The sequence below is a fragment of the Mesorhizobium sp. M1A.F.Ca.IN.020.06.1.1 genome (assembly GCF_004023265.1).
GTDB lineage: Bacteria > Pseudomonadota > Alphaproteobacteria > Rhizobiales > Rhizobiaceae > Mesorhizobium.
In genome coordinates, this window is record NZ_RZSR01000088.1 from 1 (window position 1) to 10,466 (window position 10,466).

Here is a 10,466-nt window from a genome sequence, read left to right on the forward strand (position 1 = left end):
GTGCTGGCAAACGTGCCGGCGGATCGGCAGCCTTCGAGCAGCCGCCGTTCCGGCAGCTTAAGAACCCGCTGGTGCCCACCAGGCTGGTGTCCGACGACGAACTGGAATCGATCCACCTCGCCTCGCTGCGCGTTTTGAAGGAGATCGGCGTCGACGTGCTGCATGACGAAGCCCGCCGCATCATGAAGGCGCATGGCGCCGACGTTCGCGAAGGCAGCGAGCGCGTTCGCTTCGACAGCGACATGATCCTCGAGCTCATCGCGTACTGTCCGCCGGAGTTCACGCTGCACGCCCGCAACCCGGCGCACAATCTGCGCTTCGGCGGCAACAACGTTATCCTGTCGATGATGGCCTCGGCGCCGAACTGCTCCGACCTCGACCGCGGCCGCCGCCCCGGCAACCAGGTCGACTACCGCAATTTCCTGCGCCTGGCGCAGATGCACAACATCCTGCAGTGCACCGGCGGCTATCCGGTCGAGCCGATCGACATCCATCCCTCGGTCCGGCATCTCGAATGCATCCGCGACCTCGCCACGCTGACCGACAAGGTCTTCCACATCTATTCGCTCGGCAAGGAACGCAATGTCGACGGCATCGAGATCGCCCGCATCGCGCGCGGCGTCAGCCGCGAGCAGCTGATGGAGGAGCCGTCGGTCTTCACCATCATCAACACCAATTCGCCGCTCAAGCTCGACGTGCCGATGATGGAAGGCATCATCCAAATGGCGAGCATGGGCCAGGCGGTGATCGTCACGCCGTTCACGCTCTCCGGCGCCATGGCGCCCGTCACCATCGCCGGCGCGCTGGTGCAGCAGAATGCCGAGGCGCTCTCCGGCATCGCCTTTGCCCAGATGGTGAAGAAGGGCGCGCCGGTCGGCTATGGCGGCTTCACCTCCAATGTCGACATGAAGTCGGGCGCACCGGCCTTCGGCACGCCCGAATACATGAAGGCGCAGCTCGCCGGCGGCCAGCTCGCCCGCCGTTACAATATCCCCTACCGGACCTCCAACACCTGCGCCGCCAACACGGTCGACGCTCAGGCCGCCTATGAAAGCGTCTTTTCGCTCTGGGGCGCCATCCAGGGCGGCGGCAATCTGATGATGCACGGCGCCGGCTGGCTGGAAGGCGGCCTGCGCTGCTCCTATGAAAAGACCATCCTCGACATCGACCTCCTGCAGATGGTGGCCGAATTTCTCACCCCGCTCGATCTCTCCGAAGACGCGCTCGGCTTCGACGCCATCCAGTCGGTCGGCCCGGGCGGCCATTTCTTCGGCACCCAGCACACGCAGAAGCGCTACAAGACCGCCTTCTACTCGCCGATCGTCTCCGACTGGCGCAATTTCGAGACCTGGACCGAGGCGGGCTCGCCGACGGCGCTGGAACGCACCAACAAGGTGTGGAAGGAGCGCCTCGCAGCATACGAAGAGCCGTATATGGACCCGGCCATCCGCGAGGAGCTCAACGACTTCGTCGAGAAGCGCCGCACCGAAGGCGGCGCGCCGACCGATTTTTGATCTTTCACGCCCCGCTCACTCGATTCAGTCTCTGCAAAAACGGACCTATCTTCATGAAATCCCACGTTAAAGCGGTTGTCATCGGCGGCGGGGTCGTCGGCTGCTCGGTGCTCTACCACCTCGCCAAGGCCGGCTGGACCGACATCATGCTGATCGAGCGCTCGGAGCTGACCTCCGGCTCGTCCTGGCACGCGGCGGGCGGCTTCCACACCCTGAACGGCGACCCGAACGTCGCCAAGCTGCAGGCTTATACCGTCCAGCTCTACAAGGAGATCGAGGAGCTTTCCGGCCAGTCCTGCTCGCTGCATCTGACCGGCGGCGTGATGATGGCCGATACCCCCGAGCGCATGGATTTCCTGCGGCTCGCCCACGCCAAGGGCCGCTATCTCGGCATGGATACCGAGCTGATCACGCCGTCCGAAGCCAAGGCGATGTTCCCGCTGATGGACGAGAAGAATTTCGTCGGCGCCATGTGGGATCCCGTCGAAGGCCATCTCGACCCCTCCGGCACGACCCACGCCTACGCCAAGGCCGCGCGAAAACTCGGCGCTGAGATCGTGCTGCGCAACCGCGTCGTCGAGCTGACGCAGGAAGCCGACGGCACCTGGAACGTCGTCACCGAGCAAGGCACGGTGAAAGCCGAGCATGTCGTCAATTGCGGCGGGCTGTGGGCGCGCGAGATCTGCCGCATGGTCGGCGTCGAGCTGCCGGTGCTGGCGATGGAGCACATGTACCTGCTCACCGAGCCGATGCCGGAGGTCGAGGAATTCAACAGATCGACCGGCCGCGAGATGATCGGCGTGCTCGACTTCAAGGGCGAGATTTACACCCGCCAGGAGCGCAACGGCATCCTGCTCGGCACCTATGAAAAAGCCTGCAAGCCATGGTCGCCGGTCAACACGCCCTGGGATTTCGGTCATGAACTCTTGCCACCCGACATCGACCGCATCGCGCCGTCGCTGGAGATCGGCTTCAAGCATTTCCCCGGCATCGAGAAGGCCGGCATCAAACAGATCATCAACGGCCCCTTCACCTTCGCGCTCGACGGCAACCCGCTGGTCGGCCCAGTCCAGGGCCTGACCAACTTCTGGTGTGCCTGCGCCGTCATGGCCGGCTTCAGCCAGGGCGGCGGCGTTGGCCTGGCGCTGTCCAACTGGATGGTGCACGGCGATCCGGGCTTCGACGTCTGGGGCATGGATGTCGCCCGCTTCGGCGAATGGGCGACGCTGCGCTACACCAACGCCAAGGTGCGCGAGAATTATTCGCGGCGCTTCTCGATCCGCTTTCCGAACGAGGAACTGCCGGCCGCCCGGCCGGCGCAGACGACGCCGCTCTACGACACGATGCTCGCCAACAATGCGGTCATGGGCGACTCGTGGGGACTGGAAACCCCGCTCTGGTTCGCGCCCAAGGGCACCGAGCCAAAGGACATCGTCTCCTTCCACCGCTCCAACGATTTCGGCCCGATCGGCGAGGAAGTTCGCGCGACGCGCGAACGGGTCGGCGTCACCGAGATCGCCAACTTTGCCAAGTACCAAGTTTCCGGGCCGGGCGCCGAGGATTTCCTCAACCGGCTGATGACCAACCGGATGCCGAAGACCGGCCGCATTGTGCTCACCCCGATGGTCAACGAGTTCGGCAGGCTGATCGGCGACTTCACCATCGCCAAGACCGGTGAGGACCGTTTCATGATCTGGGGCTCTTCGGCCGCGCAGAAATACCATATGCGCTGGTTCGAGAAGCACCTGCCCAAGGATGGTTCTGTGCGCATCCACCGCTTTGACCAGACGCTGGTCGGCCTGTCGATCGCCGGACCGAGCGCGCGGAATTTGCTGCAGAAACTCGTGGACGTCGACGTCTCGACCAAGGCCTTCCGCTTCATGGACTTCCGCGAGATGGCGGTCGGCGGCGCGCCCTGCATGGTCAACCGCATCACCTATACCGGCGACCTCGGCTACGAGATCTGGATGGCGCCCGCCTATCAGCGCCTCGTCTACAAGGCGATCAAGGAAGCAGGCGAGGAATTCGGCCTCGTCGATTTCGGCATGCGCGCACTGCTGTCGATGCGTCTCGAAAAGAACTTCCCTACCTGGTTCCGCGAGTTGCGTCCGATCTACGGGCCGTTCGAAGGTTCGATGGACCGCTTCATCAAGCTGGAGAAGAACGACTTCATTGGCCGCGAGGCGGCTGCCAGGGAGCAGGCGCAAGGGCCGAAGCTGCGCCGCGTCTCCTTCATCGTCGATGCTGCCGACGCCGACGTGATGGGCGACGAGCCGATCTGGGCCAAGGTCAGCAAGGATTATGGCACGGTGGAGAAACCGCATGGCTACGGCGCGCCGCGCTTCGACGAGACGGGCAAGGAAGTGCGCGGCTCCGAAGCCGCCGAAGGCGCTTCGGCCGTGCGCGGCATCGTCGATGGCGAGTGGCGCGTTGTCGGCTGGGTGACCTCGGGCGGCTATGCGCACTACGTGCAAAAGTCGATGGCGCAGGGCTATGTGCCGGCGGCCCTTGCCGAGGACGAGAGCGCCGGCCTGTTCGAGATCGAGATCCTCGGCCACCGCCGCCCGGCCCGCATCAACGTCGAACCGCCCTTCGACCCGAGCGGCGAGAAGATGCGCACCTGATTCCAGGAAGCCGCAATGTACCGCTTTCGGATCGTGTTGGTGGCCGGCTATATAGCAACCGGCCACCAACGCATCAGATGAGAAGACGACCCTTGCGGCAGCTGGAGAAATGGACCGACTGGCTCTGCGATGAACGGGTCGGCCCTTTCAGTGCCGCAATCGCGTTTGCACTTGCCTATTGCCTGGTCCAGATCGTGGTTATGCCGCTCTCGTCCCATTTCGTGGGCACCGGCGTCGGCGTCGACGACGCCGAACAGTTGATGGCGATGCGCTTCCTCGCGGCCGGCTATGGCGGCTCGCAGCCGCCTTTATACACCTGGTTCGGCATCCTCACGGCCTCGCTGGTTGGAACCAGCATTCTCGCGCTCAAGATCGTCAAATACACGCTGCTGGCCGGTGGATTGGTCGCGTCCTTCGCCACAGTGCGCCGCCTGGGCTACTCAGCCCGCGCGGCGACCGCCGCCATGTTCGGCCTGCTGCTGTTTCCACAGATCGTATGGGAGATGCAGCATGCCCTCACCCACTCGGTCGCGGTTTTTTGCTTTTCATCGCTGCTGCTCCTGGCAGTCGCCGAGTTGCAGAAACGGCGCTCGACTACCGCGTATGTGCTGCTTGGCTTGGCGACCGCCGCCGCAATGCTGTCGAAATACAATGAGGTGATCTTTCTCGCTGCGCTGTTCCTTGCGGCGCTGTCCGTCCGCGAAACACGTGAGGCGATCTTCGATCGCCGTTTCCTGATCAGTGTGGTTGTGGCGATCCTCGCCTGCCTGCCCACATTCTACTGGAGCCTCACGCATCTGGGAGACCTGCTGGCGCACAGCGGTGGCCTGGGCGTCGCCGAGGGGGGCAGCGCGGCAAAGACCCTGTCTCGCGGCATCCGCGGCTTGGGCAATGCGATACTCAATTTCGCCGGGCTGCCGGCCACGATCTTTGCCGTCGCGTTTTTCCTGGCGCGCAAGCAATCCGCACCACCGCCCGAGGCCGCACCGTGGCCAGAGACGCTGGTCTGGCGAGCGATAGGCTTCGCCTTGCTGATCACGCTCGTGGTGGTGCTGGCGGGAGGCATCACACAGTTTCGCGATCGCTGGATGCTGCCCGTATTCGTGCTGTTGCCGGTCGCCATTGCCATGCGGCTGGACGCGATGGGGGAAAGGGGCAGGAAGACGCAGGCTACAATCGTCTTCGTCGGCGCCGTGATGGCCATCCTGGTGCTTCCGGTAAGCTGGTACATGCAGGTCCGCGGCGGCGATAACCGCGGCAGCATCGTGCGCATGGACTACGCTTCGCTCCATCGTCAGCTGACAGCCGACGGACCGGTCGGCACTGTGGTCTCGAGTTGGTTCTGGATCGGCAATCTCCGCCTCGTCGATCCCGATCTCATCGTGCTCGACGACGAGATACCCGATTTCGCCAAATCGATCCGCGAGCCCGCGGTGCTTGTGCTCGCGGATGACGAGGAACCGGCTTCCGTCATCTTCAAGAGGATCACCGAGGCCGGCTATGTGATGGACACCGTCCATCGGCGCATCGCGGTGCCGCAGTTGGGGAACGCACCGCGCCAGGTCACGATCACCAGGCTGCACAAGATGACGCCGCAATAGACAGCCAGGGGGACCGCATGGACACACAACGTTTCGGCCGCCACCGCAAGATCATGCCGTTCGAACCCGGCTCCGTCGAGGCGCTGCGCGCCGCCTCCCGCGAGAAGGCTGCCGCGCTCAACCAGCACGCTCTGGGCTATGGCGCGGTAGCCGAAGCCGAATGGGCGGCGGCAGGCATCGCCGCTCCAGACCTGCCTGCCATGCGAAGCTATCGGCTCGAGCGCATCCGCGCTGAGCTCAGGCGCCGCGACTATGCGGGCGCCCTGCTCTACGACCCGGTCAACATCCGCTACGCGACGGATTCGACCAACATGCAGCTCTGGGTCGCACACAATCCGACCCGCCACTGTTTCGTCGCCACAGAAGGTCCTGTGGTGCTGTTCGACTATTTCTCCTGCGAGCATTTGTCGGATCACGCCGGCGTCGTCGACGAGGTGCGGCCGGCGGTGTCGTGGATGTATCTTTATAGCGGCGAGCTGACCGACAAGAAGGTCCGTCGCTGGGCAGCCGGCATCGCCGAGCTCCTTGCCGAGCACGGCGGCGGCAGTCGGCGGATCGCCGTCGACCACATTAATCCGGAAGGTGTCGAAGAGCTTGCCCGCCGCGGCATCACGGTCGGCAATGGCGAGGCGGTGATGGAGAATGCGCGCCTCATAAAGTCGCCCGACGAGATCCTCGCCATGCGCCGCGCCATTGTCGCCTGCGAGGCGGCGATGGGCGAGATGGAAGGGGCGCTGAAGCCTGGCATTTCCGAGAACGAGCTCTGGGCGGAACTGCATCGCGGCAACATCGCGCGCGGGGGCGAATGGATCGAGACCCGGCTTCTGTCGTCCGGGCCGCGCACCAACCCCTGGTTCCAGGAATGCTCGTCGCGCATCGTCGAGGACGGCGATCTCGTCGCCTTCGACACCGACCTCATCGGTCCCTATGGATTTTGCGCCGACCTCTCGCGCACCTGGCTCTGCGGCGATGGCCGGCCGTCCGACGAGCAGCATGACCTGTTCCGCATCGCCGCCGACCAGATCGCCCACAACACGGTATTGATGCGGCCGGGCATTTCCTTTCGCGATCTCGTCGAACGCTCCGCCGTGCCGCCGGGAGACTGCTTCCCGGCGCGCTACGGCGTGCTCTACCACGGCGTCGGTCTGGCGGACGAATATCCGACCCTGCCGCATGCCAGCGACTGGACGGACGACACGCCGGATGGCGTCCTGGAACCCGGTATGGTGCTGTGCGTGGAAAGCTATATCGGCAGGCTCGGCGGCCGCGAGGGCGTCAAGATCGAGGAGCAGATCCTCATCACCGAGACCGGCAACGAAAAACTCTCAGCCTACCCGCTCGACGAAAAGCTGCTTGTTATTTGACCCGTCCAAGCCAAGCTCGGCGATGGCCTCGCGCATGGACGCAACGACGTCCGCCGATGTGGCCCTGGCCGAGATAAACGGCAATCCCTTCCGCCTGGTCGTCCAGCCGACCACTTTCACGCGCCGCGCCGCCGGCTCGAATCGCTGCGCCAATGCCCAGCTCTGGCAGTCGATGGCGGCGATATCGGCCCTGCCCTCGGCGATGGCGACGATCGACGACCGGTGGCCGCCGCTTTCGCCGCACGAGGCGAAGACGCCCAGACTTTCGCCGATCGCCTCCAGGTCGCGCGTCAGCCCGAGCAGCCCGGACATCGAATCCGGATTGTTGAAGATGAAGCGCTTGCCGCGGATGAGATCGAGCGGGATGACGGCCTTGCCATCCTCGGGCGAGCCAACCGACGTCCCGCCATCAGCCGGCATCACCAGCGCGCTGGAATAGAGCTCGCCCTGCCCGCCCTCGAAGGCGTCATAGCTTGGCTGAGCGACCACCTGCACATGCCTGGCCAGGCCGAGCTCCATCGGCCCCCAGCAGGTCTGTCCGAAAAGCAGCGCCGGGCTCAGCCAGAGCTGGTGAAAATCGAACTCGTCCGGGGGCAATGTCGCGGGGTCGGGCGCTATCAGCTTCCCGGCGCCGTCTTGGATGCCGCCGGACACCGGCGGCAGGTCGCGATTGCTGCGCGCCATTCTTTCCGGCGCGTTGATACCCCTCCGTCGAAAAGCGTCGCGGAGCTGCGCCCATTGCGCGTCGATCTCGCCGCGAACTTCCGGCCAGTCATACATCGGCAGAGCCGCAATCAACTTGCTCATGACGAACAGCTTTCAAAACAGGCGGTCATCGGCGCCTGAATTCCGCGGCGATAAAGCAGTCGCGAAAGTTCGAAATTACTCTTTCGGCGGCTCAGCCGGCACCGGAGCCGTGCCAAGTCCACTCACATTACGCGCTCTGATGCGCGGCTTGAAGGCACGGCCGGGTTCGGGCGCGCGGCGCAGCACCGGATGCACCACCGGCTCCTTGGCCTTGAAGCCAAATGATTTGATCAGCGCGAAATAATTCGGATAGACGTAGCCGTTGTTCATCCGCAGCCATTCTTCGCGGCGATCGCGAAACATCTTCGGCAGTCTGTACCAGGCGACGGTCGGGCTCTTGTGGTGCACGAAATGCAGGTTGTTGTTGAGGAACAGGAAGGAGAGCGGCGACCGCTCGACGATGATCGTGCGGCCCTCCGGGTGTTCCGACCACTGATGCTCGGCATAGGTGCGCACCGAAATCAGGGACTGGCCGAGCCACACCGGCCCCAGTATGTAGAGCCAGAGCGGGATGCCGAAGCCGAAGGTCACGATCGGCACGACCACTGCAAGTCCGACCGCATGCAGCAGCCAGGCTTTGCGGATCGCCTTGTCGCCGGCGGCCATCTGTCTGGCGTCTTCGAGGAAGAAGCCGATCGACGACAGCCAAGGTCCGAGAACGAAGCGGCCGACCATTGTGTTGTTGATCTTGAGCAGGACCTTCATCGCTGGCGGCATTTCCGCATGCATCCAGAGCGCCTGGTAATAGCTTTCCGGATCGTCGAGCGGGTCGGTCAGCCGCTCGTCGGCGTGGTGGCGAAGATGGATCGCCTTGAAACGGCGGAACGGCCAGACCAGCCCGATCGGCAGGATGACGAAGGCCTCGTTGATGTTGGCGTTGCGGGTCGGATGGCCATGCAGCACTTCGTGCATCAGCGAGGATTGCAGGGCCAGTATCAAGGCCAAGGCGACAAGGGCCAGCAGCGGATAGGAAGGCCAAAGCAGGAAGCCGGTGGCAAGCCAGGCGCCATAACAGAACAGCGTGAGGAATACTGTCGGCCATTCCACGGCCGGTGTGCTGCTATGTCTCTTGCGTATGCCAGTCATGCTATCGACCACTGCCTTCCAGTCGCCGGAACCACTTTGATTCCTGACAGCATTGTGTCAGGAGCCTGTCGTTGTCGCAACGCGACAAAGTGAACAATCTGTTGCGAATGCGCATTTTTAGCTGCAGATGTTATATATTGTAAACAGATTTGGGGATTCATTTGCGCCTGAGCACCTAACCAGCAGGCCTGGGCGCAAATTTTTCCTCCACTGGAAAGGAGCGGCGTGATGGACAAGCGTGATCTGTCGACGGTCTTCCGAGAGCGCCTGAAATTGCTCTTGACACGCTCGGACTTGAACCAGTCGGCCTTCGCGAGCGCCGTCGGCATCGATCGTTCGGCGCTGTCGCAACTCCTGTCGGGCGCCTCGACGCGCCTGCCCCGCGCCGAGACGCTTCTCAACATTGCCGCCGAGTTCAAGGTATCGCTCGATTGGCTGCTGGGCCTTAGCCAGGACGAAGGCGTCACCGGCGAGATTCGCGAAAGCCTCGAGATCGAGGAGGCGCCGGATGGCTTTGACCGCACGCTACTTGCCAAATGGCACGCCGAGGCGGTCGGCACCAAGATCCGCTACGTGCCGGCGGGCATTCCGGACCTCCTGCGCACCGAGGCCCTTGTCGAATACGAGGCCGGCATTACCAACAAGAGCCGCGAGGCGCAGGCCGGCGAAACGCAATACCGCATCGACTACAACAGGCGGCCCGAGACCGACATGGAGGTCTGCATGCCGCGCCATACGCTGGAGATTTTCGCACGCGGGCTCGGCGTCTGGGACCGGTTCCCGGAAGCCGAGCGCCGCCGGCAATTGCTGCACATGGCAACGCTCCTCGACGACCTTTACCCGACCTTCCGCCTGTTCCTCTATGACGGCCGCATGCGCTATTCGATCCCTTATACGATCTTCGGGCCGTACCGCGCCGCAATCTATGTCGGCGATATGTATCTGGTGTTGAACGCCACCCAGCCGGTCCGTACCCTGACCAGCCACTTCGACAATCTGATCCGAGCCGCCGATGTCAACGCGCATGAGGCTGCGAGCTTCACGCAGAAACTGGCCGGCATCTCCTTCACCTCAGGCTCTGTCTGAACGCGGCCGCTATATCGCCATGCTGGCATGCGGCGACCAACCTGGCCGACCGTCGTTTTAGGAAACTCACGCAAGAGCGGGCCTCATATTCGTTGACTAGATATAAAGACTTCTTTATATCGTTATTTGAATTCAGGATACGAAAGCCAGAGCCATGACCGCCACCAATCCGATCGACGCATTGCTTGCCGAAAAAGGCGTGCTGCTGGCCGACGGCGCCACCGGCACCAATTTATTCGCGATGGGACTTGAGGCCGGCGAAGCCCCCGAGCTGCTCAACGAGACGGCGCCCGACAGGAGTTGCGACAGCGCCGAACGATCGATGCCGACGGCGCTCGCGAAGGCCGACTGGTTCAAGTCCGAGCGTGTCAAGAGCAATTTCAG

General features: G+C 63.5%; 7 protein-coding genes and 1 pseudogene. 6 read left to right on the top strand and 2 right to left on the bottom strand.

Annotation, left to right across the window (positions count from 1 at the left end; translation table 11 throughout):
- From EOA60_RS06470 to EOA60_RS06485, 4 genes are all read left to right on the top strand, one after another.
- A partial coding sequence (locus tag EOA60_RS06470; protein WP_128311157.1) for a trimethylamine methyltransferase family protein occupies positions 1-1,514 on the top strand: 1,514 nt, incomplete at its 5' end.
- Between the two features lie 53 nt (positions 1,515-1,567).
- Complete coding sequence (locus tag EOA60_RS06475) at positions 1,568-4,138, top strand: FAD-dependent oxidoreductase (RefSeq protein WP_127335509.1); 2,571 nt, start codon at positions 1,568-1,570, stop codon at positions 4,136-4,138.
- A gap of 92 nt (positions 4,139-4,230) precedes the next feature.
- Positions 4,231-5,739 (top strand): glycosyltransferase family 39 protein, encoded by a 1,509-nt coding sequence (locus EOA60_RS06480; RefSeq protein ID WP_164748371.1) that lies wholly within the window; start codon positions 4,231-4,233, stop codon positions 5,737-5,739.
- Between the two features lie 17 nt (positions 5,740-5,756).
- Positions 5,757-7,103 (top strand): Xaa-Pro peptidase family protein, encoded by a 1,347-nt coding sequence (locus tag EOA60_RS06485; protein ID WP_128311159.1) that lies wholly within the window; start codon positions 5,757-5,759, stop codon positions 7,101-7,103.
- Here the strand turns inward: EOA60_RS06485 and EOA60_RS06490 are convergent.
- Both EOA60_RS06490 and EOA60_RS06495 read right to left on the bottom strand, forming a co-directional pair.
- Positions 7,065-7,910: a PhnD/SsuA/transferrin family substrate-binding protein gene (locus tag EOA60_RS06490; protein WP_128311161.1), complete on the bottom strand. Its 846-nt coding sequence runs from the start codon at positions 7,908-7,910 to the stop codon at positions 7,065-7,067. The genes EOA60_RS06485 and EOA60_RS06490 overlap by 39 nt on opposite strands.
- 75 nt (positions 7,911-7,985) lie before the next feature.
- Complete coding sequence (locus EOA60_RS06495; protein ID WP_095825670.1) at positions 7,986-8,996, bottom strand: fatty acid desaturase; 1,011 nt, start codon at positions 8,994-8,996, stop codon at positions 7,986-7,988.
- A gap of 228 nt (positions 8,997-9,224) precedes the next feature.
- Here EOA60_RS06495 and EOA60_RS06500 point away from each other — a divergent pair, with 228 nt between their 5' ends.
- Together EOA60_RS06500 and EOA60_RS38805 are read left to right on the top strand one after the other, a co-directional pair.
- Positions 9,225-10,082 carry a helix-turn-helix transcriptional regulator gene (locus EOA60_RS06500; protein ID WP_095778490.1) on the top strand — a complete coding sequence of 286 codons (858 nt, stop codon included), beginning with the start codon at positions 9,225-9,227 and terminating at the stop codon, positions 10,080-10,082.
- A 154-nt stretch (positions 10,083-10,236) separates the two neighbouring features.
- A pseudogene (locus tag EOA60_RS38805) lies at positions 10,237-10,466 on the top strand (hypothetical protein); the annotation flags it as partial.

Bases quoted from the DNA above. Each gene is read 5' to 3' on its own strand.
- EOA60_RS06500 (WP_095778490.1), top strand. From the start codon at position 9,225: ATGGACAAGCGTGATCTGTCGACGGTCTTCCGAGAGCGCCTGAAATTG.
- EOA60_RS06490 (WP_128311161.1), bottom strand. From the start codon at position 7,910: ATGAGCAAGTTGATTGCGGCTCTGCCGATGTATGACTGGCCGGAAGTT.
- EOA60_RS06475 (WP_127335509.1), top strand. From the start codon at position 1,568: ATGAAATCCCACGTTAAAGCGGTTGTCATCGGCGGCGGGGTCGTCGGC.
- EOA60_RS06495 (WP_095825670.1), bottom strand. From the start codon at position 8,996: ATGACTGGCATACGCAAGAGACATAGCAGCACACCGGCCGTGGAATGG.
- EOA60_RS06485 (WP_128311159.1), top strand. From the start codon at position 5,757: ATGGACACACAACGTTTCGGCCGCCACCGCAAGATCATGCCGTTCGAA.